We start from the raw sequence: 23,728 nt of genomic DNA, 5'->3' as shown, positions 1-23,728 counted from the left end.
GGGTTAAACAATAACTAATCTAAAAATATGAGAGTTTTATACGTCAGAGTATCTTCGATTCAGCAAAATTTAGAAAGGCAAATTAGCAACAAATCCGACTTTGATTTAATAATCGAAGATAAGTGTAGCGGTTCTGTTCCTTTCTTTGATAGAGTAGGGGGTAGAAAGATTAAAAGTTTTCTAGACCAAGATTTAATAACGAGCCTTCATGTTCATCAGATTGATAGGCTTGGAAGAAATCTTCGTGACATTTTAAATACCATTCATTTCTTCAATGAATTAAAAATACCAATTTTCTTCATAAAGCAAGGTCTTAGAACCATTGACGACGATGGTAGGGAAAACACTATTTCAAAGCTGATGATATCAATCCTTGGGACAGTAGGTGAGATGGAAAGAAATCAAATTAGAGAACGTCAGTTAGAGGGTATTGAATTAGCTAAAAAGAGAGGTGTTTATCTTGGAAGAAAAAAAGGGACGAAAGAAAATATGCTCAAATTTTTAAATAAGCCAAAAAACAAAAAAGCTTATGAACTTTTAGAAAAAGGCTATAAAAATGTAGAAGTTGCAAAAATTTCTGGGCTTCATCCAAATACGATTACTAAAATTAAGAAGTTGTCTTCACAACTAAACTAAATTTAATATTGCTTTGAATTCAATTTTCCTTTTGCATAAATTGCTGTACTAACCAATCAATTATATTTTATGCAACTAGAAATTAGAGAATTTCAAAAACTTATCAAAGAGCTACCTTATCTAAAACATTCATTTGATATTAAAAAGAAAAATTGGAAGGTTCAATCTCAACAATCCCTTATTAATGAGGTGTTTGATGCTAATGAAGTTATAACCCTTAACAGGTATGACTTGAAAGAAGCTATCCATTTTGATTTAAAATTATTTATTCTCAAGACACTTATGTGGGGTTACCCAACCAAAGGCAGAGGTAATAATTTGAATAACCTTTTAAAAGATGAAAAGTTTGAATTGTTAACTTCTACACTTTATAAATATCATGAAAGTACTATTACTATTAAGCAATTATCAGAAGATATTAAGTCGATACCTGGACTTGGTTTATCTACTATGTCTAAGTTTGTTTACTTTTTAGACGCCAGATTAGACGGTCATAAAACCTTAATTTTGGATAACCGAATTATTCAAGTTATCAATAGTGATAGTTATAAAGAACTAAATGGCTTAAAGGGAATAAGGTCTGGTAACGCCATACTTAAATATCCTTTATATTGTGAAACTATGGACAAGTTAGCACAATCTATCGATGTTGAATCTGACCAAATTGAAATGTTCCTTTTTATGTTTGGAAGTAATTTATCTCGAGTTTATGGTGAGCACGTATATGATGTAGGTTAATCTTTTTACACCTCAGTTACAAGAATAGGACTTCAAATTTGGTAAAACTGCAATAACTAAAGTTTCTAAATCTAAATGACTAGAGGTTCTTACTTAATAATCTTAAATTTCGTATTCAGAATTTTATTAATTGGGTTTGAGATTCTCTTAGAACTGGTGAGAGCAACATCATCCCTATCAAGTGGAATTTCGAGAAATTTATTTTTGTTCACATATGATATTTTATCCATCACCTCAAATGTATAATTCCAGTCTCTTGTTCCTTCATAAAGATGGTCTTGGATAATTTTTTTAGTTCTTGATTTAAGAGAGCTTAATGACTCCTTGAACATTTTAATTGTTAGCTCTGTAGTCTTTTCACCCCTTTGACCATTTTTAACCTTTTTACCTTTTCTATCCTTATTTATACTGTAATTATCTAATTTTCTATAAATTCTTGTCAATTTTTTTGATTCATTACTTGTTTCTTCAAATCTTATTCCTGAATCTAGTGATAATATGAAAAAGTATAAGGTTTTCCTCATTGGGTCTAGCCTTAATTCTTTATCAAGAATAGGGGGAACTAAAATTTCGTATCCTGAGCTTAAGCTATATCTAATAATAAGTTTAGTAGGTATTTTATCATACTTTTCTTTTATCTCATCAATGCGGTAGGGTAAGCACGTAGTTAATCCTTTATCGCTGAAATCACCTAAATTTTCTTTTAATATTGCAAAATGTAATTTAGGTGAAGATGTGACAGTTTCGCTTTCGAAGTATGAAAATTTCTTTTTAAGAAATAAATTGTCTAAGAACTTGTCTCTTCTTTTCTTATCTAGCTGTCTTATATCATGAATGTGAGCAAATATTATATTGATACCACCTTCTATCGGCTCATTATAAAATAAGCCTCCTTCATTTGAGTTTTGAATTCCAAATTCATATTCAATATATTCTAAAAACCGCTCTTTAAAATTTTCTTTTTTAAGTATCTCTTCTTTAAAATTTTCAAGTTTTTGTTTTTCTTCTTTTGTAAGATTTGACATCTTAGCAATAGATGGAAAATTTAATTTAATTTCTTCTTTCTCTCCTAATTTATCGGCTGAAACCAGTGATACTTTATTCTCTTGTGCTAATTCTTCGCAATTGTTGAAGAATTCTCCATCTACTTCATCTTCTGTGTCTGGTTCGATTATATGAACAGTGTTGTTGAATTTCGTTAAAAAAGGATATCTGCTATCTGTATTTGCTAGTAAATAAGACGAAGATTTTATTTCTGACATAATTTTCGAGTTAAGAATGGTGTTTAAATATATTAATTAATAAGAACAAGACTAGTTGACATTTAAGCAATAGAGATTACATCTAATTCATTCACTATCTTCAATTGAATTAATGCTTAGAACCTAGTTACTTCTACATATTTTTTAAAAGCTTCAAAATAGTTGCCATCAACATACTGTGAGTCAATTTCTTCATCACAAGAAGATAAAATAGCTACAATCTTATACCCGTATTTTAGTAAATTGAAACCTTCTACACTGTTATGTTCTACCAATTTTATTTGTTTTCTATTTACACACCACATCAGGGAAACGTCAATGCTAGTTCTTTCTTCTACGTAAAGTTGTCTTATGTAATTGTCAAAATTTCGTCCGTTTTCGAGTGCTAAAATTTCTTGCTTTGCCTTTCGTGTGATATTCATTAATTAGTGATTTATAGCTTTTTAAATTTCGAATTACTTCTTGATTCATTTTAAAAATTTAATCTCTAAATTAAATTTTTTAAAAAAAAAACAATGGACAAAACCTTTGAACTATCAGAATTAGATGTTAAAAATATCAATTTGTTAATTAAAAATTATTACAGAAGAATTTTTAATTTCTTAAATAATAAAAGTGGCAAAAATCCAAATAACATTGATTTCATCCGTTTATATTTTAGTTTGGAAAAAATGAAAATAATAACAGTATATTCTCACAAAGGTTCTAAACGTAAATATTATTTGGAAGGTGTTAAATATGAGGATTCTAAATTTGAGGACAGTCTCGATTACCTCATAATATGTAATCTTGAAATAGACAAGTTTAAAACTTGGTCTGCGTTTATTGAAAACTATGATGCACTAGAATTTACCTACGGAAGTAGACTATACTATCTGAATAATTTTATTAAAAAGGAATATGCAAAAGAAATTAGAAAATTGAGGATGGACGATGCAGGCTTATAAATTATCAAACAGCAATTTGATTGCTGGCACAGAATGTTTCCCTTCATATCTTTGAAGAAGTGATAACTTGTTCTTTTCCGCTTTTTCCCAAGTCTCATTTTCATAAACCCATAAAAACTCGCTTTCCGATGGAATAGTTCCAAATTGTGGCGCATATGTAGAGTAGGTATATCTTTTTTCTCGATTCTTTTTATGACCGCTATACTCATATAAATTTTCTTCTGTTTTAAGCCATTTTAAAACAACAAAAAGACCTTGTTTAGGGAATTTGATGAGATGTTCCAAAACGTCGATTGTAGTCCAGTTCTTGCCTTCTTCTGCATAGCCAACGATTTCTTTATTATTTATTTGACTACGGGGGTCATCGTTTTCACCAACTGAATAAATTTCAATAGCAAAATCGCAACTTTCTATCTCACAACCTACAAAAACTTTAATCGTACTTAGATAAGAACTTGATGTAGATTCATATCTATTTTCAAAAAATCTTGCAATTTTATTTTTTTCCTTCGAATAGCCTATTAAGTATTTCACATCAAAGTCTTCGAAATTGTCTATTGTGAACTCTTCATTTCTCATAAATCTTTAAACTATATATTTAAAAATCCTAACCACAAAATAGAGTTTAATGTATTAAAAGTTAAAAAATACCCTATGATAAACTAATCTTCACTATTTATGAAAATATGATTAGTAAATAAGGTGTGAGGGGCACTCACTAAATTAATATCAAACTTTAGAGAAGGTTCAACTCTTGAACTTGCATTATGAATTCTGAATGAGATTTGCCAGCCTTCATTTAAAGAAACCAATAATGTAGTGGTAGAGTTTTTTTGGTAAACAATCTCAATTAATCTTGAAGGTAATTTTAATTTTGGAATCTTGGCTTTTGGTTTGACTTTTTCGAAAGGTAGATTCAATGAACCATGTAAATTATAAGCCTGAATTTCAACTTTTTTATTACCTTTTATTACTTTGTAAAAATCTTGATTCCCAATTAAATATTGAACTAAATTTTCAGCTACTACGTTAGGATTATTTTTATCTAAACGCAATAGTTCTTTTCTAAAAGCATTCAAGATTGGTATATATACCACTTGATGCATATCCTGAATTGAAGTCCACTTGGTCGATTTGTTTTCTGCTCTTAATTCAGATAACATATCAAATACAGGATTTATTTCATTAAAATATTCATCAGAACAAGAAACTCCTAGCCATTTTTCTCCAAAATCAATTTTATTTGATAATCTTGAATGTTTAACTGCTCTGTGATTGTTTTTAGCTGAAATGCCTATTTCCCATTTCTGTAAAGAACGTATCATTAAGACATCTCTTACATCACCAGTTTGTCCAGCCTGGTCACTTACTAATTCTAAAACTAAAATGTCATCTTCATTAATTCCATTAGATAATTTGGGTTCAATGTCTAAAAGAAAATTAATTGATGCGCTAGCTGTAATTCTAAAAGTATCTTGCTCTGATTCATTGAAACTTTCAAAAAAACTTTTAGCTGTTTTATAAGGTTCGTTTTTTGTGATTGAAACGCTTGTGTTCTTATTTAAACGTTCATAAAACTCAATTAGTAATGAGTATTCAAAAGCCTTTCCGTTTATTGTTTGACTTGCCATACTTTTATGAGAATGTTTTTTCGAATTCTAATGTATTCTTAGATATTTTTTTTGTTTTAACAGCAGCATTCTCAAGTTGATTTTTAATACTTAAAGCAATATGCTTAGCGAGATTGACTGGAACTGCATTCCCAATCATTTTATAGCCAGCTGCAATATGACTATAATGAAATACAAAATCATCAGGAAATGTTTGAATCCTAGCACATTCCCGAACACTTAACCTACGATATAAATCTTCTTTACCTGGAACAAATATGCGCTTGTTTTGTTCAATAAACTTCATTTTAGGTGCTTGTGGGTGTAGTGGTGCATGCCTTCCTCCTGCTTGAATTGTAAATGACTGCTCTTCCCAGCCTCTGACTCTATTCCGTGACATAAACATTGATGAAAAACCACCAATCATGTATTCATGATTTGGAACTTTACAATTCTCTTTATTTGATTTGTTGCCCTCTTTCGCTGGCACTACTGAATCTTTTAAGTCGAGTATCTTCTGTTCTAAGGTTACTTTTTCATTTAACGGTATAGGGAACTCAAACTTAAACTCAAGGTCCTCCCTAATCCCTACAAAAAAAACTCTTTTTCTGTCTTGTGGGACATCAAAATCAGATGCATTCAATAACTTAAATGATAATCTATATCCAGCATTTTCGAACATTTTTTTTATGTTCTTCAAGGCTTCACTATGTCTATCTAATAACATTCCACTAACATTTTCTGCAAGGAAGAATTTTGGATTTTTAGCTTCTAATAAACGTATAAAGTCAAAAAAAAGTTGCCCCCTTTTATCATTTATGCCTCGTTTTGAACCAGCTTCACTCCAGCTTTGACAAGGTGGACCACCAATTATACCATCACATTCAGGAATTTCATCTGACTTGATATCAACAATGCTTCTTTTGTCTAATAAAGTGTTTTGATGATTTTTTTGATATGTTTCCCATATATCTTTATCATATTCATTAGCCCAGACAACATCAAATCCTGCTTTTTGGAATCCTAAATCTAGTCCGCCAGCTCCTGCGAAAAATGATACTACATTCATATTTATTGTGTTTGAAGTGATTTGTGATGTGTTCTTCGATATTCAGCCTTTTGTTCTGCAACCTTTAATAACTGCTTAGTACATTTCGTCTTGATAATATGCTTTGCTAGCTGGTCAGTGATATATTCATCTCTTAATTCATTTATATTAATATTAAATATTTTGGCTAGCTTACTTAAACGTTTTTCATCAAAATCACGCTTGCCATTTTCCATTTTACTCAAATTAGCAGAGTCTAAATCTAGCATAGCTGCAAGTTGAGTCAAAGTTAATCCCTTCTCTTTCCTCAAAAGTCGTATATATTCTCCAAATGTTGTCTTCATAGGACTTGTCATATTTTGACAAAAATAGTTTATTAATTATAGAAAATTAAATTTTTCTTGAATAACTACTAAAAAGAAATTAGTTTTTGTTTTTCATGATTAAAGTTTCTTTTAAATCGGGTACAAGCTGAAAAATAATGAATGCATTAATAGATAACCTTAAATTAGGGAACTAAATCAATTATAACCTTATTGACTATAAACGATGTCGTTCCCTATTTAGGTGTAAAAACTATTTAATTTACATTTGTTTAAATTATTTAATGAATTTCTCTTTACTAATTTTTTCAATCAAAAACCATAAACTTTGCCGAACTGCCTTTTAATTCAAGGTTTGTTATATCATGTTTAGGTATAGTCATCTAATACTGTCCAAGCTTATTGATAGAAAGTATTTTCATAAAATAATTGCCAAATAAATTACTTAAATTTATTATACTTGAATGTCTAGAATGTCATTGAGTATTTTGGACCTTCTTCTTCTTTTTATTTCAATGTGAAAGCCCTCTTCTGAATACTCGTACCCATTTAAGCGCCATTCTTTGAAATCATCAACTCTTGATTCATAAGCTGGACCGTCCTCTCTATGTAGTTTGCCATGCATATACCATTGTCGTGAATATTTATCAGTTAATGCTGGTCCGTCTTCTCTGTGTAGTAAACCAAATAAATACCACTTTTCTTCATTATCATTGTCAATGGCTGGACCATTTTGATTGTGATACATTCTTGGGAAAATTTCCCACCTTTTTAAATTGTAACCTGCATAATTCTGTTTTAAAGTTAATTTTTTTTTCTTTCTAAGCTTCATTTCTTTTTTATATTCATCTTCAGTATAACATCTATAGTTAAGATAATATTCTTTACTTCCATCAGCTCTATGAATTGCTGGTCCATCCTCTCGATGCGGTTCACCATTAAACCACCATTCTACACCACCGCTTTCGTATTTAATTGCTGGTCCATCTTCTCTATGAGGTGTTTCCCCATCATGTAGCATCCAAAATGCATTTACACCATCCATTATTTTTTTACTAAAAACAATTTTATTTTTTTTCATGTTTAAAATTTTATATTATTAATTATTTATTGTTATTGTTATCTAAGAATGTTTTTGTGAAACTCGATTTCCTACGATGACTTTATTTATTTTCACTTTAGTTTCAAAGGTTCGACCCACTGAAGTTTAAATTTTTGTATTGTAGAATTGACTTGACATTAAAATCAAGGTCAATGACCTTAAGTCAGAGAATGAAATCCTGGTATATTTTAATAAGATTTCATTCTCTTGTTTAAGACTTTGGAATCCTATTCCAAAATAACAGCTAACTTTGTATTCCTTTTCGCCTTTTTAAACTCGGGATTTGCTTGAACCTTATCGAAAGTCCTTTTTAAATTTGTTGTATCCCAATTTTTTTTCTTCAATTTTTTAATCAGTCCATCATCCAAATCTGTTATATCCCAACCGCATCTGTATCTTTTTTCCATTACTCTTGATTTATAAGTTCTATAGCCCCAAAATGAGTGTATAAAGAAAATTCTTTCTTTTTTTGTCATGATATAACTATCTCTATCCATTAATAATTTTGATTTATATACTTCGAATGTTAAATCAAAAGTGTTTTCAACTCTTTTTTCTGATTGTCTACTAATGTGTCTTGTAAATTTCCAAATCTGTTGTAATTCTTGTTCACTCATAATATTTTTTTTAAATTGTTTATTATTGTTTATATTCTAATCTCAGCGTAATCCATCTAAGTCAGGGTGGAATTATGTGCCTTATTAACCTTATCCTTTTAAGATTTAATACTTCAATAACAATCACTTCTTTGTGACAGTAATTTTGTTTTAATTTTTTTTGATTTAATCTTTTCATATTAATTTTTTGTCTAATACTGCGTTAATAGTCTTTCACGCTGTAAAATTACCTATTGTTTAAAGTTCTGTTTGGATTTCTGCAATTTTGCAGATTATCGAAATATGTTATTCAAAATTTGTATAAGCCACATATTTTATCTTTCAAAAATCTGATTTTAGGGTAATTGAATATTGGTTAACTGTCTCTTGGCAGGTTTTGATGAGTGCCTCTTCAAACTATGTAGTATGTCCTGCCTCAAATAATATTTTCTACCGCCTAGGCTATATTGATTGATTAATCCCTTTTTTGTCCATCGATACAGTGTAGCTCTATTGACTGATAGATAGGAACATGCTTTATCGATAGTGAAAATTTCTTTTGAATTTTTAATAATCTCTAATTCCTTTGGCGACAACCTTTTATTTATCCAGGCATTCTTTGTTTTCGTTTTTATTTTCATTGTATATATTTATTTAATAGTTATATACACGAACAGCACTTTTGTTTAGTGATGTTGCAAAATATTTTGAAAAAACTTTATATTTAATGGGTGATTGCACCTTTAAAAGCCTGTAAATGCTGATGGGTAAGTGGTCTGGACTTAGATGTGATTAATAAATATAAACGTTGCTGCGCCTCGGGGGCTAGCAACTCATTTAGATTAGTGTTAGAGGATAAACTAGTAAGACAACAGCAAAGACTAAAACTTGAGTAAAAAACCAAATTTTTCTATTTATATACTTTATCTTTCTTATCCCTTCATATTGTTCCTTCTTTTGATCATTAAATCGCTTTACTTATAGGTGTTGAGAGGAAAATGAATGAAAATATCCCCCCTTCTTTTAGTAGTTTAAATATGAGCCTTGTAATAAAGGTTTATTGGTTTGTAGTTTAATTGTATTAGATACTCATAAAAGCTCGACAGGGCTTAAATAAAGCAGTTTAGAATGATTAATATTTATGAATTTTAGCCTGAGTACTACCGAGTACATTGACATTTCCAAACCAAATTTCTGTATTTACTAATCTGAATCTGTCTTATCATTCATATTGTTCCTGTTTTATTAAAAGATTTTAATGGTAACTATTTGATGGGTAGTTGCTTAAAGTCTTTTTGAAATATAATTACCCCTAATTATCCCCCTTTTTTAAATAAAGCCTTTTCCTAAAAAAGGCGTTCTGAATTTTTTTTTAAACTTTTTCATTAAATCTCATATAACATATGTAGGAAAGCTAAAACCTTGAATATATAGTGTGTAGGTTCTTAACACCTATGGGTTTCCTGGGGAAGTAATTATCCCCAGGTCTGTTTACCCTTTAATTGAGAAAAACGGAAAGCTTATAAAAAAACAGATAAAATATGAACAACCTAAAAGAAATACTGGAAGATGAAAACATTGACTGTTCAAGTCAAATTTTAAGCATACTTAAAGAAGAGCAAGCAATCATTAAGCTACCCAAGAACCTCATAAGAGATATAAATAAGGACTTAATAACCACAGACCTTACAAATATCCATAAAGATAGAGAAGCAGCCTTAGAGCTCATTTATTTACTGTTATCGAACTTCACATTCACATGGCTTAGAGAGGTTAAATTCAATGATAACTATGTAGATAATAAATATATCCAACTCAATGGTAGAATACTGAAAAAGCAAATTGGAACTGGAATTGAGGATACAACCAGATACAGGTTGATTCTAAATCTTTTAATAGAACATAATTATATAGAGAAGGGCTTAGGGCATAAAATGAATGTAAAGTCCACTTCTTATAAGATTCATGATAAGTATTACAAATCTTCTTTTGATAGATATGGATTGAATTCTCAGTATGCCCAACAATTACATAAGCGAAACATTAGAAAAAAATTAGATGAGTCACTCAGATGTATTATTGCAAAAAATGAAATATCGAATTTAGATAAAATAGAATTGCCAAATACACAGGAAGTTAAAGCTCATTTACAGAGCTATTCAAGGAAAAAATGGAAAAACAAAAAAGGGAAGCAGTTGAAGACATTAGGTAAAAAGAAACGTGTGGCTGAATACGTCTACGTTGAAGATTACATAAAGCTGTTCGAACTACTGAGGGATAACTTTAATATCCCTAAAATAGGGGGAGAGAATGCGGGTTATAGAGTCACAACAAAGTATAACCTGATGCCATTATTGATACGTGAATTATTTAAGGTAAAATCTACTGGGAATAAATTAGTGAGTTTAGATTTTTCATGTTTTCATCCAAATCTAATATTTCGAAAGTTTGGGGGTGCCAATAATCAAGTTATTACTCACGAGCTTGTTGCTGAATTTTTAAAAAAGAAGAAAAAAAAGTACGAAGATTTTGAATTCGAAGAATTAGTGAAGATTGCTAAAGTTGAACATTTATCATTTTTCAACAAGAACGAAAAATACATGGAAGAGAGCCCAGTGTATGACTTTTATAAAGAGAATCATCAAGAAATTTTAGACAAGGTTATTAAGGACAAACTTCAAAATACTTATAAAAACACATCCAGGGTGCTCTTCAAGTTAGAGACTAAAATAATGACTGAAATTATTGAGAGATGTTCGTCTTCAGGCATACTCGCCATATATGTATTTGATGAACTAATGGTCGAGGACGTAAACTTTGAAAAGGTTAAGGGGATAATGAAAGACGTGTGCTTGAAGTTGAAGTTAAACGTGAGAATTAAATAACAACATAAATGTAAAATTAAAAATATGGTGGTTATAGGATTCTGCAAAATTGCAGAATTACAATTAAACCTTTTTATGTGAATTATATTTGCAGTGTGTAAGAGAGACTTACGAATTTAATATTAAAATTTTAAAAAACACAATTATGTTAAAAGTAAAAAAAGAACTATTGGAAAAAGGAATTGTAGCAGCTTTTAAAGCTCATAAAGAATGGGTTGATGAAGGAAAAAATAATAGTTACTATCCTATTCTCGAAATTTTAGAAGATGATTACAACATTTACATGTGGGCAAATGGCGGAATGAGGTATCCTATTCGTGACAGAGAGGGGATAGTTATCGAAACCATTCATTTAGACGATGTTAATAGGAGTAGTGTTAATAGCAACATACGTTACTATGAATCTGTACTGGAATTAGATTCAATTAGCACAGAAAAGTAAAGAAGATGATGTAAACCCGAATCATTAAAAGAGGATTAATTTAAATAAAAATATATTAAAAAAGATAAGATGAAATCAACAATGAGAATAAATGATAATGGAATTAAAGAATGGACAAATCATAAAGGTGAAAAGCATAGAGAAAATGGTCATGCCGTAGAATTTCCTAACGGTACTAAAGAATGGTGGACAAATGGAAAACTTCATAGAGAAGATGGACCAGCGATTGAATTCGCAGCTGGTGGTAAACAATGGAATGTAAATGGTAAATGCCATCGGGAAGATGGTCCTGCTGTAATTCTATGGAATGGGGCGTGTCAGTACTTTCTAAATGATAAATTTTACAACTTCGACGAATGGAAGAAAAAGATTAGAAAGTTAAAAATTGATCAAATTTTTAACTAAAGCTTGAGATATTCAAATAAGTATATAGAAATGGAATTGAATCTTTTCTACTATAAATATGAAAAAACTTAAAATCAATGAACCCAATGAGAAGATTGTAAAGATATAAAATGTATCGCTTATTCTATAATTTAAAAACAAGAGCTAAACAAAAGATTATAAGAGTAATATGTTGTACTACTAGGCTTTTTCAAAGAATAAATGATACAATATAGAGTAAACTAAATTTTAAATAAAAGCTATAATTTAAACTTATAAATCATTTTAAATCAGATAACTAATGAAAAATTCAAAAAGAGCACTTAAAAAACACATTCAATTACTTTTAAAAAGAAAAGAAGTTTTTGAAACGACTTATGAATACAAGGATTCGCAGTATTTTACTACCATATGTTATTATGATAATAAGCTTTATCGGTGTGGTTATCCCGGGGATTTTGAAATGACCCGAATTTCTGAAAAAGAATTATTCGAACATTTCGATAAACATGTGTACACAACTGAAAAGGATGATGACGAAATTATAAACTGGGATGATTTTACATTTACACATTATATTATTTGGGATGATGAAAGGACAACTAAAGAAGCATTTCATAAAGCAAACATGAAAAATAGAATCGCTCGAATTAAGGCTTTAGGTCTTTGAGATGATGAAGACTTTTATTTAATAATCATAGTCGGTCATTTAGATATAGCTTTTAATGAATCATATTACTTCTTAATATATGTGACAGAAAACGAAATGATAATTAATCTATACAACGAGAAATAAAAATCTATAAAACTAAAAATATGTTGACCACTTGTTGACCACTTTTTCAAAATCACTAGTACATACTAAATTCAGAAATCTTCACAATATACTGAAAATAAGGGTTTTATAATCAAAAGTAGCTCCGCTAAGAATCGAACTTAGATCTAAAGTTTAGGAAACTTTTGTTCTATCCATTGAACTACGGAGCCTGAGTCTAGTCATCGTGTGGCTCTGGGTGGTCCTCGTACCAGTCTTTAAAGGTCTTTTCAGTATGGTAATCATCGGTTAACACCTTATACACTGCAAATACCAATGTGGCTTGTCCTAAAACAGTAAGGTAAAACACCCATGAAAAGGCAAGTCCAAGTGATGCGAAAACGGTAACTAAAATTAAAATTAAGGTTGTGAGAATTAGTAAGGGTATACCTGGATTTTTCATTTTTTACTTAAAACTAAACGATATACTCGACAGTTCTGTAAAATATTTATTAAAATAAATGCAAATTAGTTACTGGAGCTTACCTCTGTCTTTGCTGATTTCTTTTTGATAAGGTAGAGATAAACAGGGAAGTGATCGCTGTAACCACCTGTAAAACCTCCATCTGCAAAGGACCTGTAAGGATAACCTTTGTAACGGCCCTTTGGATTTTGTAAATAATATGGATTAAATATATTCGCTTGATATAGTGTGTAGGAATTATAGTCCTTCTTGTTTACCAGAGGCTTGGTTACCATTATCATATCAAAAAGATCCCAAGTGTCTCTCCAAGCAATAGTACCAACCCCTTTCTTATGTAATTTTTCAAACGGGTTATAAATGTCTGTGATTCCTAAATCATCAGAATATTCCTTAGCGTTGAGCACTTCTTTAATGCTTTCGTTATAAGGCCCGTCATTAAAGTCTCCCATAATCATTATTTTAGCATAGGGTTCTTCCATTTGAATTGAGTCCTGTAACTTTTTAGTGAGTTTTGCAGCATTCACTCTATTTGGCCGACTTCTCTTTTCACCACCACTTCTGGAAGGCCAGTGATTTACAATAAAGTGCATTTCCTCTCCATCCAGTTTTCCTTTAACGTGAAGCTGGTCTCTGGTATACTTTCGTTTATTTCTATCATCTTTATCATAAAGAACAAGTTCATGAGCTTTTGAGTGAGTTGGCTGAAATACTCTTTTTTGATAAAGCAAAGCAACATCTATACTTCTTGCGTCCGGTGAGTTGTAATGTATGATTCCGTAGTTGTATGGTGATAATCTTTTATCATTAACCACATCCTGCAATACCTGAAAGTTTTCAATTTCACAAACTCCAATCACAGCTGCTGGCATTCCTGTTACATCAGAGCCAATATCAGCTATCACCTTTGCCATGTTAGCTACCTTTTTCTTATAAACCTCTTCCCTTTCACCTTCTGCCATTTCCATAATTGGTGAAGCTTCATCAAATTTATCAGGATCATCTTCAGTATCGAATAAGTTTTCTAAGTTATAAAACGCGATGGTATTTATTAAAAATTCATCCGTTTTAGATGACTTATTTGAAGCTTTCTCAGTTGAACTACAACCGGCAATTAAGAATAAAAATCCAAGTAGAAAAGTTTGAAATTTCAAGGTCTGAATCATGCTAATATTATTTTAATGTAAAGTCTTTTATTTTCTTGAAATACAAAAATATAATTTAAATACATTTGCATCGCCTTAACAGTTTTATGTTAACATTAAGATAATATTGAGACTATGAATAGATGCCAAAATTTTGTTTTTACGCTATTATTATTGTTTTGTAGCCTAGGTTTTTATGCTCAAGAAACCAATGTAGTTGGAGTGATTTTGGATTTTGATACCGAAGAGCCAGTGCCAAGAGCAGTGATTAGTATCGAAGATTCAGGTATTGAAGTTCTTACTGATGCCCAGGGAAAATTCACGTTCATCAACCAAAATTTACCATTAGGTGAACAAATTTTGGGGGTAAATAGAACCAATTATGAAGTAAAGAGATATCCAATAATTATAGAAGAAGGTAAAACGCTTAATCTCGGAGATTTATTGATTGAAGTTGATATCAATGAAGAAAATAGACAAATTGGTACCATTTCATTATCAGAAGATGAGTTGGATGGAGATGACGCCTCCTCTTTTAATATATCTGGTCTTTTGGCTTCCTCACAAGATACATATTTGAGAGCTGCTGCTTTTGACTTTAGTGCTGCATTTTTCAATCCTAGAGGCTTGGATAATGCTAACGGTAAAGTCCTAATCAACGGCTTGGAAATGAACAAGCAATTTTCTGGCAGACCCAACTGGGCTAATTGGGGAGGATTGAATGACGTGCAAAGAAATCGCGTGTTCACTATGGGTGCTTCAGCAAATGATTATACAATTGGTGATGTCGCAGGAGTTTCAAATATCATAATGAGAGCTTCCAAAATGAGAAAAGGAGGACGAGTTTCTTATGCGAGTTCCAATAGAAGTTATCAAGGCAGAGTAATGGGGAGTTATAATTCTGGCCTTTTAAATGGCGGCTGGTCATACTCTCTATTATTATCTAGACGATTTGGAGAAGAAGGGTTTAGGGAAGGGACACTTTATGACGCCAATTCGATTTCGTTGTCTGTAGAAAAAAGAATTAATGACAAGCACAGCTTGAATTTTACAGGATTTTATGCCCCAAACCGAAGAGGCATGGGAACTGCTGTAACACAAGAAGCAGTAGAATTGAAAGGGATAGAATATAATCCTAACTGGGGTAGACTAAATGGTGTTCAAAGAAATTCAAGAATTCGTAAAACTGAGGAACCGGTTTTCATGTTAAACCATTATTGGGATGTCGATGAAAAACTTTCTATCAATACTAATGTAGGCTATCAGTTTGGTTTCTTCTCAACGACTAGAGTAGATAATGGCGGAACAAGACTTTTCGTAGACTCAAATACAGGAGAACAGTCTTTCCTGGGTGGAGCGAGGAATCCCTCCCCAATCTACTATCAAAACTTTCCTAGTTATTTTTTAAGAGATCCAAACCCTACACCTTTGGATTTCCAAAGTGCATATTTAGCTAGAGAGGATTTTCAAAGGGATGGTCAGTTTCCCTGGAATGATGTTTACTTCGCAAATTTTTTGAATCAAAATCGAGGTGGAAATTCAACATATGCTATACAATCGGACAGAGTTGAGGATAAACAGCTTATGGCCAATTCTATTATAGATTACAGTGTGTCAGAAAACATCACTTTGAATGGTCGTTTGAATTACAGAAAACTAGAAAGCGAGAATTTTGCACAAATGGAAGACCTACTTGGAGGAGAACGCTTTCTTGACGTTGACTTTTTTGCAGAAGAAAGCTCGTTAATTTCTGGTTTAGGATCAGATTTAGCTCAATCTGATCGAAGAAATCCAAACAGAACTGTGCAAGAGGGAGATCGCTATAAATACAATTATAAAGTTAATGCGGAGGTCTATGATGGATTTATTCAATCTCAATTTCAATACAAAAGAATTGATTTCTTTACTGGATTAAGTTTCGGTAAAACAATATATCAAAGAACGGGGCTTTATGAAAATGGATTTTTTCCAGGAGAACGATCATTTGGTCCTGGCGAGGAACTTGACTTTACAACTTATGCTCTTAAAACTGGAGCCACCTATAGATTATCGGGTCGTAATGTTTTTACATTAAATGCCGCACATTACCAAAATGCTCCAACTATTCAAAATTCATATAGTAATGCGAGGCAGAATGGAGATGTTGTAGATGGGGTAACAGAAGTGAAAATTCAGTCTGCTGATTTAAGCTACATTTATAAATCTCCAGTTTTGAGTGGGAGACTTACTGGTTTCTATACAGGTTTCCAGGACGAAACGAATGTAGGATTCTATTATACAGAAGAACTCACAGGTTTGCCATCTTCAAACAATCAAAACAATGCTTTTGTGCAAGAGGTAATGACAGGAATTGATAGACTGCACTATGGAGTTGAATTTGGAGTTGAAGCTCAGGTCCTACCTACTCTCAAATTAAAAGCTGCGGGTTCCTTTGGACATTATATCTACGATAGTAATCCAGATATTTATTTGACAAGCCAAAACTTCCCAGATATGCAGTTAAGGTTTGGCGATGGTAAGACAGACATGAAAAACCTTAGAGTACCTGGTGGGCCAGAGCGCGTGTTTCAGCTTGGGTTTGAATATAGGGATCCAGAATTTTGGAATGTTGGGGTAACAGCAAATCATTTTTCTCATTCATATATCAGTCCGAGTGGGTTGTTAAGGTCAGACAATTTTGCTTTGGACACCGATGGCATAGTATATAACGATTACAATGAAAACCTTGCTAAAGATATTTTGAAACAAGAGCGATTTGACGATTACCTTCTAGTCAACGTAGTTGGAGGTAAGTCTTGGAAAGTTGGAGATTACTTTGTTGGTTTCTTTGCTGTCATCAATAATATCCTGGACAAAGAATATGAAACTGGAGGATTTGAACAATCAAGAACAAGTAATTTTAGAACACGAGGAGAGGACCTTAGTAGAGAAAATGGCCCTTTATTTGGTAATAGATATTTCTTTGGATTTGGAACTACTTACTACCTGAGTGCTTACATAAGATTTTAAAAAACAAAAATGAAGACGATGAAAATTTTTAATCAAAAACTATTTTTCCTATTCTTAGGATTTGGAATGTTGGTATCTGTTTCTTCTTGCGTAGAAGATGATGATTTTGATGCCCCTCAATTTGAACAAACTCCACCGAGTATTGAAGGTAATATTGTGAGCCTTTCCGTGCTGGAAGGTGTTTTAGCCCAAAATGATAATGGACCATTTACGTTTGAAAATTCGAATGACGTTGTTGAAGCATATGTGATTTCAAATGATGAGTCTGGTAACTTTTTTAGAGAACTTATAATTCAAGATAAACCAGAGAATCCAACCTATGGTATAGCTGTTCAAGTGGATTTAAATCCTTTATTTACAAAATTTGATTTTGGCAGAAAGGTTTATATAAAATTAGATGGATTGTCTGTTGGGCAAAGAGAAGGAAATGAGCCAAGATTAGGTATTGCAGATGGCATTGATATTGCCAGAATACCTGAATCTTTTGTTGACGATATAATTTTGAGAGACACACTTGTTGCAAATGTAATTCCTGCTCAACGTCAACTTTCAGACTTAACTTTCTCAGACGTGAATACTTATGTTGAACTTACAGATATTCAGTTTTCTAAAATTTATTTCTCTGAAAATTCATCAGCTACTTATGCGTCAGAAACGGGAGATAGTTTTGATGGTGAACGTATTTTAGAAAGCTGTTTAAGCTCTAATGAATTAATTTTTAGCACTAGTACATTTGCTGATTTTAAGGGTATCTCATTACCTCCAGGATCCGGATCTCTGAAAGGTGTTCTTACAAGAGATTTTTTTGGTGAATTTTTCACCTTTTATATTAATTCACCAGAAGATGTGGATATGACAGGCGAGCGTTGTGATCCCCTTATTTTTTCATGTGGTTTAGCAGATTCCCCAGCTGCCAGTGAATTCATCAATGTGGATTTTGAAGATCAAAATATTAATTCCCCCGTAAGTATACCTGGCTGGACAAACTATATTGAAGCAGGCTCAGAAGCCTGGGAAGCTTTTGTGGATAATGGAACTAACCAGTCTTTAGGAATATCTGCAAGGGTAGGATCTTTTAATTCCGGAGACGATAGCACTATATCCTGGCTCATCACTCCAGAAATTCCGGTAGATGCAAACTCTAAAATTACTTTGGAGTTCAAAACCTCCAATAGTTTCTCTGATGCAAGTATTATGGAAGTTCTTTACTCTGTAAATTGGGATGGAACCGAAGAAGGCATTAGTAGTGCAGAATGGGGAGTAATTGATGATGCAGAAATAGTTGCAAACAGTGTGCGCTTTGAAGACTGGGTAAGTTCCGGACTCGTAGATATGTCTTGTTTTGAAGGAAGTGGGCATATTGCTTTTAGGTATACAGGGAGTGGAGCACAGAGCGAAGATGGCACCTATGAGCTAGATGATATTTTCATCAATGTAGAGTAAACTACTATTCCAATATTTATTCCATATAAACTGCCCTGCTACCGCAGGGCAGTTTTTTATTTATGCCCTTTCATACCCACATTCTACTAGATTGAAAACTTAATCGTAACCTGTAGTCTCAGCAAAAAGCATTTTCAAAGCATTTTCTATCATGTTAGAGTCAGATTCATTCCAAGAATGCTTTCGGTAATTATGGGGTCATTCTTCACCTGTGTTTCATTTTAAAACCAAGCCAACCCCTATTTTCTCTAGTAAATAGGGATTGTGTTCAATCACTAAAATATCATTATCAACACTAAGTTTTTCCAAAATAGTGTAGAGTAAGTCAATATCTGCATAATGTAAACCTGTACTCGGTTCATCTAAAACAAAGAGCTCATGTTTTGGAGCATCCTGTAACCAGTTCAAAAGCAATAGGCGCTGCTTTTCACCAGAGGATAAAGACAGTACGGTCTGTTCCAATTTGAGATGTTCTAACCCTATGGCTTCCAAACTCTTTATAAAATTTATAGTCTTTTCTGGTACCTTAAAACCTGTAAACCATTTTTTTAGTTCTAGAATGTTCATGGACAATACCTCAGCAACATGCTTGGATTTTACTTTATGATCTAAGATATGTTGCTGGTAACGCTTGCCCTGGCAGACTTCACAGGTTTCAATCGAGTTAGCTGTGATGTCCAGACTGGTTTCTAAAAATCCCTTTCCTTTGCAATTTGGACATTGACTCTTTTCGGTTTTATAGGAAAAGTCACTGACTTTCAGTTTGGTTTCCCTGGCAAAAACGCTAGTGATTACTTTTAGGAAATCCAAATAAGACACTACTAAGGTACTGGCGTAAGCTCTAAGTTTTTTAGGTTCAAAATAATGCGCCCCATTGTAGGCCTTTGGAAAATCTATGGCTGAGCAATTTACGGGTTGACTATTATTTATACTTGGTATCAGAATGTCTTTGACCAAAGTAGTTTTTCCCACCCCAGATCTACCTGTTAAGGCTGTAATGCCGCCAATAGGTAATTCTAAGTGACTTTTCTTTAAGCTATGTTTGGCTAAATTTTGTATGTTGATGTGTGTCTTTGCTGCTTTAAGTTGCCTTGTTTTGCTTGGTGATTTAAGAAAAGAGTGGGTGTCTGTGTGTTGTAGTAAACCTTCAAAGTCACCTTGGTAGGTGATATAACCCCCAGACTGTCCTGCTTTAGGACCGATTTGAACAATATGATTTGCTGCCCGAATAATGGATTTATCGTGTTCGATGACAATGACCGTATTTCCTTTCTCAATTAGTTCTTTCAGAATGCGAATCAGGTCGGGAATGTTTTCTTGAGATAATCCTGCAGAAGGTTCGTCTAATAAATAAGTAATTCCTTTTAGAGGGCTATTCAATTGCTTAATTAAGGCCAAACGTTGATTTTCGCCACCAGAAAGGCTAGTCGATTTTCGGTTGAGTTGCAAGTGATCAATATGGAGTTCTTTAGCTCTGGTAATCGTATTGATGAGGTGTGTTTCAATTTTGGCAAGTAATTTTCCATCTACTGTTTTAGCATCAGCATGTTTTGATATCCAAACCTCCAGGGTTTTAAAATTCATCGACTTGATGGTGTTTATCGATTTTCCCGCAATAGTAAATTTTAAACGTTCGGGTTTTAAGCCACTAGCCTTACAATGATTGCATTCCCGATAAGAAAATAAAGCCGTCAACTGGCTGATGTTTTTGTTTTTTCGAGTTTTCAAATATTCATCTTGTAAATAGCTGAAAAGACCATCCCAGGTCATGGTTAGCGCTTGAGTTCCTTGACGTGTTTTAGTTTGGTAAACCCAGTCAGCCTCCCAGATTTTATCACCTGTTCCATAAAGCAATACTTGCTTTTGTTGGGGCGTTAAGGCTTTAAAAGGCGTGTTCAGATCGAAGCCATAACTCGCACCAACCTTTTTCAAAATAGCCATATGCTGCCCTTTAGGGTCGCCATAATATCCAATGGCTTTGTTGTGTGCAAACAATCCTGTTGCAATGCTTTTTTCCTCATCCAAAACAAGCTTGTTGAGGTCTGGAAGTAATTCTTGCCCATGGCCTTCGCAAACTTCACATTTTCCTAACTCATGGGAGTTTGAAAAATGGCTGGCAGACAGCTCTTCTCCTTCATAGTGTGCTTTTCTGGAAAACGCAAAACGCAGCAGCTTATCTATTCCGGTTTGCTTAGCGATATCTGAACGCTGAGCGTGATTCTTTTGTTTTCTCGTCACACAAATGCTAGGTGTGAGACCTTCAATATGATCTACTTCAAACTGAAAATTAACTCCAACTCTCGACTGCTGATATGCTGAAAATTGCTTTGTCATTTCTTGCAGACCAAACCCATGTATGGTGTCTATGACCAAAGAAGATTTGCCTGAGCCAGAAACACCCGTGACTACTGAAAGCTGATGTTTAGGAAAATTGAGATCCAAATCTTTTAACGAGTGAGTTCGTGCTCCTCGAATCGAAATATGCTCTTGTTGCTGAGGTTTTTCAGTTTTTAGCTCAATGGGTTTTACCTTTAAAGCATTATCAACCCAGATATCGCAATGCTTTTGAAAAAGAGAATGATTTTCAAAACAAAGTATACCGGCAGTTTGCTGCTTTAGCTGATTTAAAGCATTTAACAACTGATTGATGTTTTGGTAATGCAGTCCTATACTGGGTTCTTCCAGCACCAAAAGTGTCTGTTTTGACCTTTTAGCAAAGTGCTTGGTGAGTTTTATGCGTTGGGCTTCACCTCCCGACAAGGTATTGGAAGGTTGACCTAGTTTGATATAACCTAAACCCAGCTGTTTCATTAAAGACAGAATTTCTGTGATTTTTTTCTCACCCTCAAAAAATGCAAAGGCGTCTTCAATGCTAAGACTATAAATATCTGCAATGTTTTTTTCTTTATAATTGACGTCAAGCACTTCAGGCTTAAAACGCTTTCCGTTGCAAATGGGGCACACCTGATTAATTGTACCCATGGCGCTCATGGATAGTGTAATGACTCCAGCACCTTCACATGTGCCACAACGCCCTTTTTGATTATTGAATGAAAAGTAACTTTTGGTTAGCTTCCTGGATTTTGCAGTTGTAGTTTTCGCCAGTAGATCTCGAATTTTATCCGCTAAACCTGTATAAGTTGCAGGATTGCTACGGGGAGTTTTCCCGATGGGCTGGTCAGTAACAGTGAGGAGGTTTAAATTTTCATTTTCACAAAATTTAGTAATGCGTTCTACAAGCTTAGGCGTTTTATGGCTGATGACCGAAAGTGTATTCGCTTGAGGCTGGAAGCTTTCTGCAGATACTTTTTTTGAACCCTTCTTGTAGTTATCGATATTTGAAATGTTCGATTCCAAAGCAGATAAGGTGGGGCTCTCAAGATGTTTAGCTTTCAGGAAATTTTCCTTAGCTCCATTAAAGATTACCTCTCCGCCATTTATCCCAGCTTTAGGACCTAGCTCTATGATCCAGTCTGCAGCTTTTATGAAATCTAAATCGTGTTCTACCACCATCACTGTATTTCCTCGCTGTATAAGTCGATTAAGAATATGGATTAAATAGCTTTGATAATCTGCTGAAAGACCAATCGAAGGTTCATCGAATACATATAAAATACCCTGTAATCTCGAGTTGACCTGATTGATGAGCTTAATGCGTTGTCCATCACCCGATGAAATGTCCAGGCTAGGCGTACTTAGGCGATAGCTTCCCATACCCAGGCGAATCAGATCCAAAACTTGAATACGTATTTTATGAACTAAATACGTTTCTCCACTAGAGAGCTTCAATGCATTTAACTTATCATACAGATCGTTCAGCGTTAAATCCATCCAGGCCTTAAAATTTTGACCCTTCCACTTATATTCAAGATGTTCTGCTTTAATACGTCCACCCTTACAGCTAGGACATATTTTAGAACTAGCGAATTTTAGAATATTTGGGTTTCTATCTAGTCTTAAAATATTCTGCATAATGGGTAGCATGCCCTTGTAATAGCCCTCTTCCCTTGGTTTGGCTTTAATTCCAGACCACCTCAAGCGGGATTCCAAGCCATGTTTTCCATAGAATACTTTGAGGCGATCGCTACCATTCAAGACTACGTCTTTTTGTTCTTCTGAAAGCTCCTTCCAAGGAATATCGACGTGAAAGCCATGGGCTTTGCATACTTTATTCAATTCTTCTACAGTAATTTGTGAATACACAATGTAGCCGTTAGGTAAAGTGGTGGTGATGGCGCCTTCTCTTAAGGTTTTGTTCTCATCACCAATGACTTTGTTCAGATCTATATATTCAGCTTCGCCAATCCCCCGGCATACTTCACAGGCGCCTTTGGGATGATTGAAGGAAAATAGCGATTTGCTCATAGTTTCCTTTGCGGAATACCGAGCAAATAGAATCCTGAAAATAGCCGTCAATTCCGAAAGCGTTCCAAAAGTAGTATTGATGGACTGGAAGCGTTTTGACTGTTCCACTTTAATGACGGGCGGCAAGTCCTCGATTTCGTCTACTTCAGCAGTAGGGATAGCTTGTCCGTTTTGCTGGTTGTAAGCAGGCATACTTTCCAGAAAATAGCGGTAACCTTCATTGGCAATTACATTCATCGCCAATGAGGATTTCCCAGATCCAGACAAACCAGTCAACACAATAAGTTGATGTTCAGGGATTTCTAAATCTAAGTTCTTAAGGTTATTTTGATGGGCGTTTTTTATCTTCATTGAGTTTGATGCTTTCCGTTTTGAATCCTAGTACAAAAAACTGTCGCATGAATAGACTTACAAGACCTCACAGTCCCCAATGCTTTGGGGACTGTGAGGTCTAAACACTTAATTAATTTATCAGTGTTTACTTTCTAAGCCTTTTATTCCTTTGTAACAGTTTTAGAATTTGAAATTGTAAGATAAGAAGATTGGTAGAGCCTAGCG

The 23,728-nt window shown here is 33.3% G+C and carries 21 protein-coding genes and 1 tRNA gene; 9 read left to right on the top strand and 13 right to left on the bottom strand.

From position 1 onward, the window contains the following. Positions 1-27: 27 nt before the first annotated feature. On the top strand, positions 28-636 hold the full coding sequence (locus tag LB454_RS11590) for a recombinase family protein (protein ID WP_224464837.1): 609 nt from the start codon (positions 28-30) through the stop codon (positions 634-636). A 69-nt stretch (positions 637-705) separates the two neighbouring features. Continuing rightward, entirely contained in the window at positions 706-1,374 is a 669-nt protein-coding gene (locus tag LB454_RS11585) for an 8-oxoguanine DNA glycosylase OGG fold protein (protein ID WP_224464836.1), read from the top strand. Between the two features lie 89 nt (positions 1,375-1,463). Here the strand turns inward: LB454_RS11585 and LB454_RS11580 are convergent, their stop codons facing one another. Beyond that, positions 1,464-2,636 carry a hypothetical protein gene (locus tag LB454_RS11580; protein ID WP_224464835.1) on the bottom strand — a complete coding sequence of 391 codons (1,173 nt, stop codon included), beginning with the start codon at positions 2,634-2,636 and terminating at the stop codon, positions 1,464-1,466. 116 nt (positions 2,637-2,752) lie between these two features. Beyond that, entirely contained in the window at positions 2,753-3,058 is a 306-nt protein-coding gene (locus LB454_RS11575; RefSeq protein WP_224464834.1) for a hypothetical protein, read from the bottom strand. 93 nt (positions 3,059-3,151) lie between these two features. Here LB454_RS11575 and LB454_RS11570 point away from each other — a divergent pair, with 93 nt between their 5' ends. After that, on the top strand, positions 3,152-3,583 hold the full coding sequence (locus tag LB454_RS11570) for a hypothetical protein (RefSeq protein ID WP_224464833.1): 432 nt from the start codon (positions 3,152-3,154) through the stop codon (positions 3,581-3,583). On the opposite strand, the gene LB454_RS11565 is transcribed toward LB454_RS11570, so the two are convergent. The 7 genes from LB454_RS11565 to LB454_RS14220 all read right to left on the bottom strand — a co-directional run bounded on the left by LB454_RS11565 (position 3,578) and on the right by LB454_RS14220 (position 8,903). Further along, positions 3,578-4,162, bottom strand: a complete 585-nt coding sequence (locus LB454_RS11565; protein WP_224464832.1) for a hypothetical protein — start codon at positions 4,160-4,162, stop codon at positions 3,578-3,580. The genes LB454_RS11570 and LB454_RS11565 overlap by 6 nt on opposite strands. Positions 4,163-4,245: 83 nt before the next feature. Continuing rightward, positions 4,246-5,214 carry a HaeIII family restriction endonuclease gene (locus LB454_RS11560; RefSeq protein WP_224464831.1) on the bottom strand — a complete coding sequence of 323 codons (969 nt, stop codon included), beginning with the start codon at positions 5,212-5,214 and terminating at the stop codon, positions 4,246-4,248. A gap of 4 nt (positions 5,215-5,218) precedes the next feature. Continuing rightward, complete coding sequence (locus LB454_RS11555) at positions 5,219-6,262, bottom strand: DNA cytosine methyltransferase (RefSeq protein WP_224464830.1); 1,044 nt, start codon at positions 6,260-6,262, stop codon at positions 5,219-5,221. A 2-nt stretch (positions 6,263-6,264) separates the two neighbouring features. Beyond that, positions 6,265-6,585 (bottom strand): helix-turn-helix domain-containing protein, encoded by a 321-nt coding sequence (locus tag LB454_RS11550; RefSeq protein ID WP_224464829.1) that lies wholly within the window; start codon positions 6,583-6,585, stop codon positions 6,265-6,267. A 433-nt stretch (positions 6,586-7,018) separates the two neighbouring features. Further along, positions 7,019-7,645 (bottom strand): hypothetical protein, encoded by a 627-nt coding sequence (locus tag LB454_RS11545; protein ID WP_224464828.1) that lies wholly within the window; start codon positions 7,643-7,645, stop codon positions 7,019-7,021. A gap of 248 nt (positions 7,646-7,893) precedes the next feature. Continuing rightward, positions 7,894-8,283 carry a hypothetical protein gene (locus LB454_RS11540; protein WP_224464827.1) on the bottom strand — a complete coding sequence of 130 codons (390 nt, stop codon included), beginning with the start codon at positions 8,281-8,283 and terminating at the stop codon, positions 7,894-7,896. Between the two features lie 335 nt (positions 8,284-8,618). Continuing rightward, on the bottom strand, positions 8,619-8,903 hold the full coding sequence (locus LB454_RS14220; protein ID WP_224464826.1) for a helix-turn-helix domain-containing protein: 285 nt from the start codon (positions 8,901-8,903) through the stop codon (positions 8,619-8,621). Between the two features lie 900 nt (positions 8,904-9,803). Between LB454_RS14220 and LB454_RS11530 the strand changes: the two genes are divergently transcribed. The 4 genes from LB454_RS11530 to LB454_RS11515 all read left to right on the top strand — a co-directional run bounded on the left by LB454_RS11530 (position 9,804) and on the right by LB454_RS11515 (position 12,643). After that, entirely contained in the window at positions 9,804-11,147 is a 1,344-nt protein-coding gene (locus tag LB454_RS11530; protein ID WP_224464825.1) for a hypothetical protein, read from the top strand. 145 nt (positions 11,148-11,292) lie between these two features. After that, entirely contained in the window at positions 11,293-11,589 is a 297-nt protein-coding gene (locus tag LB454_RS11525) for a hypothetical protein (protein ID WP_224464824.1), read from the top strand. 69 nt (positions 11,590-11,658) lie between these two features. Continuing rightward, positions 11,659-11,994, top strand: a complete 336-nt coding sequence (locus LB454_RS11520) for a hypothetical protein (protein WP_224464823.1) — start codon at positions 11,659-11,661, stop codon at positions 11,992-11,994. A gap of 280 nt (positions 11,995-12,274) precedes the next feature. Continuing rightward, positions 12,275-12,643, top strand: coding sequence for a hypothetical protein (locus LB454_RS11515; protein WP_224464822.1), 369 nt, complete (start codon positions 12,275-12,277; stop codon positions 12,641-12,643). Between the two features lie 245 nt (positions 12,644-12,888). Here the strand turns inward: LB454_RS11515 and LB454_RS11510 are convergent. The 3 genes from LB454_RS11510 to LB454_RS11500 form a co-directional block, all read right to left on the bottom strand. Further along, positions 12,889-12,960 (bottom strand) — tRNA-Arg (locus tag LB454_RS11510). Between the two features lie 5 nt (positions 12,961-12,965). Continuing rightward, positions 12,966-13,190 carry a hypothetical protein gene (locus tag LB454_RS11505; protein ID WP_224464821.1) on the bottom strand — a complete coding sequence of 75 codons (225 nt, stop codon included), beginning with the start codon at positions 13,188-13,190 and terminating at the stop codon, positions 12,966-12,968. Between the two features lie 65 nt (positions 13,191-13,255). Further along, positions 13,256-14,374 (bottom strand): endonuclease/exonuclease/phosphatase family protein, encoded by a 1,119-nt coding sequence (locus tag LB454_RS11500; RefSeq protein ID WP_224464820.1) that lies wholly within the window; start codon positions 14,372-14,374, stop codon positions 13,256-13,258. A 114-nt stretch (positions 14,375-14,488) separates the two neighbouring features. On the opposite strand from LB454_RS11500, the gene LB454_RS11495 reads away from it, so the two are divergent. After that, positions 14,489-17,362 carry a TonB-dependent receptor gene (locus LB454_RS11495; protein ID WP_224464819.1) on the top strand — a complete coding sequence of 958 codons (2,874 nt, stop codon included), beginning with the start codon at positions 14,489-14,491 and terminating at the stop codon, positions 17,360-17,362. An 18-nt stretch (positions 17,363-17,380) separates the two neighbouring features. After that, the gene (locus tag LB454_RS11490) at positions 17,381-18,805 is read left to right on the top strand and encodes a DUF5689 domain-containing protein (RefSeq protein ID WP_224464818.1); all 1,425 of its coding nucleotides are present in this window, start codon (positions 17,381-17,383) and stop codon (positions 18,803-18,805) included. A 216-nt stretch (positions 18,806-19,021) separates the two neighbouring features. Here LB454_RS11490 and LB454_RS11485 read toward each other — a convergent pair whose 3' ends face one another. Then, positions 19,022-23,521, bottom strand: a complete 4,500-nt coding sequence (locus LB454_RS11485; protein ID WP_224464817.1) for an AAA family ATPase — start codon at positions 23,519-23,521, stop codon at positions 19,022-19,024. Between the last annotated feature and the right edge of the window lie 207 nt (positions 23,522-23,728).

Source organism: Psychroflexus montanilacus (assembly GCF_020164535.1).
Classification (GTDB): Bacteria; Bacteroidota; Bacteroidia; order Flavobacteriales; family Flavobacteriaceae; genus Psychroflexus; species Psychroflexus montanilacus.
Note: the sequence above shows the minus strand (reverse complement) of the source record. Positions and strands in the feature narration are given on the sequence as shown.

What these genes read in the sequence shown, in the direction of transcription:
- LB454_RS11555 (WP_224464830.1), bottom strand. Translation starts at nt 6,262, where the DNA reads ATGAATGTAGTATCATTTTTCGCAGGAGCTGGCGGACTAGATTTAGGA.
- LB454_RS11520 (WP_224464823.1), top strand. Translation starts at nt 11,659, where the DNA reads ATGAAATCAACAATGAGAATAAATGATAATGGAATTAAAGAATGGACA.
- LB454_RS11485 (WP_224464817.1), bottom strand. Translation starts at nt 23,521, where the DNA reads ATGAAGATAAAAAACGCCCATCAAAATAACCTTAAGAACTTAGATTTA.
- LB454_RS11500 (WP_224464820.1), bottom strand. Translation starts at nt 14,374, where the DNA reads ATGATTCAGACCTTGAAATTTCAAACTTTTCTACTTGGATTTTTATTC.
- LB454_RS11545 (WP_224464828.1), bottom strand. Translation starts at nt 7,645, where the DNA reads ATGAAAAAAAATAAAATTGTTTTTAGTAAAAAAATAATGGATGGTGTA.
- LB454_RS14220 (WP_224464826.1), bottom strand. Translation starts at nt 8,903, where the DNA reads ATGAAAATAAAAACGAAAACAAAGAATGCCTGGATAAATAAAAGGTTG.
- LB454_RS11580 (WP_224464835.1), bottom strand. Translation starts at nt 2,636, where the DNA reads ATGTCAGAAATAAAATCTTCGTCTTATTTACTAGCAAATACAGATAGC.
- LB454_RS11575 (WP_224464834.1), bottom strand. Translation starts at nt 3,058, where the DNA reads ATGAATATCACACGAAAGGCAAAGCAAGAAATTTTAGCACTCGAAAAC.
- LB454_RS11570 (WP_224464833.1), top strand. Translation starts at nt 3,152, where the DNA reads ATGGACAAAACCTTTGAACTATCAGAATTAGATGTTAAAAATATCAAT.
- LB454_RS11495 (WP_224464819.1), top strand. Translation starts at nt 14,489, where the DNA reads ATGAATAGATGCCAAAATTTTGTTTTTACGCTATTATTATTGTTTTGT.
- LB454_RS11560 (WP_224464831.1), bottom strand. Translation starts at nt 5,214, where the DNA reads ATGGCAAGTCAAACAATAAACGGAAAGGCTTTTGAATACTCATTACTA.
- LB454_RS11565 (WP_224464832.1), bottom strand. Translation starts at nt 4,162, where the DNA reads ATGAGAAATGAAGAGTTCACAATAGACAATTTCGAAGACTTTGATGTG.
- LB454_RS11540 (WP_224464827.1), bottom strand. Translation starts at nt 8,283, where the DNA reads ATGAGTGAACAAGAATTACAACAGATTTGGAAATTTACAAGACACATT.
- LB454_RS11550 (WP_224464829.1), bottom strand. Translation starts at nt 6,585, where the DNA reads ATGAAGACAACATTTGGAGAATATATACGACTTTTGAGGAAAGAGAAG.
- LB454_RS11585 (WP_224464836.1), top strand. Translation starts at nt 706, where the DNA reads ATGCAACTAGAAATTAGAGAATTTCAAAAACTTATCAAAGAGCTACCT.
- LB454_RS11590 (WP_224464837.1), top strand. Translation starts at nt 28, where the DNA reads ATGAGAGTTTTATACGTCAGAGTATCTTCGATTCAGCAAAATTTAGAA.
- LB454_RS11505 (WP_224464821.1), bottom strand. Translation starts at nt 13,190, where the DNA reads ATGAAAAATCCAGGTATACCCTTACTAATTCTCACAACCTTAATTTTA.
- LB454_RS11515 (WP_224464822.1), top strand. Translation starts at nt 12,275, where the DNA reads ATGAAAAATTCAAAAAGAGCACTTAAAAAACACATTCAATTACTTTTA.
- LB454_RS11530 (WP_224464825.1), top strand. Translation starts at nt 9,804, where the DNA reads ATGAACAACCTAAAAGAAATACTGGAAGATGAAAACATTGACTGTTCA.
- LB454_RS11525 (WP_224464824.1), top strand. Translation starts at nt 11,293, where the DNA reads ATGTTAAAAGTAAAAAAAGAACTATTGGAAAAAGGAATTGTAGCAGCT.
- LB454_RS11490 (WP_224464818.1), top strand. Translation starts at nt 17,381, where the DNA reads ATGAAAATTTTTAATCAAAAACTATTTTTCCTATTCTTAGGATTTGGA.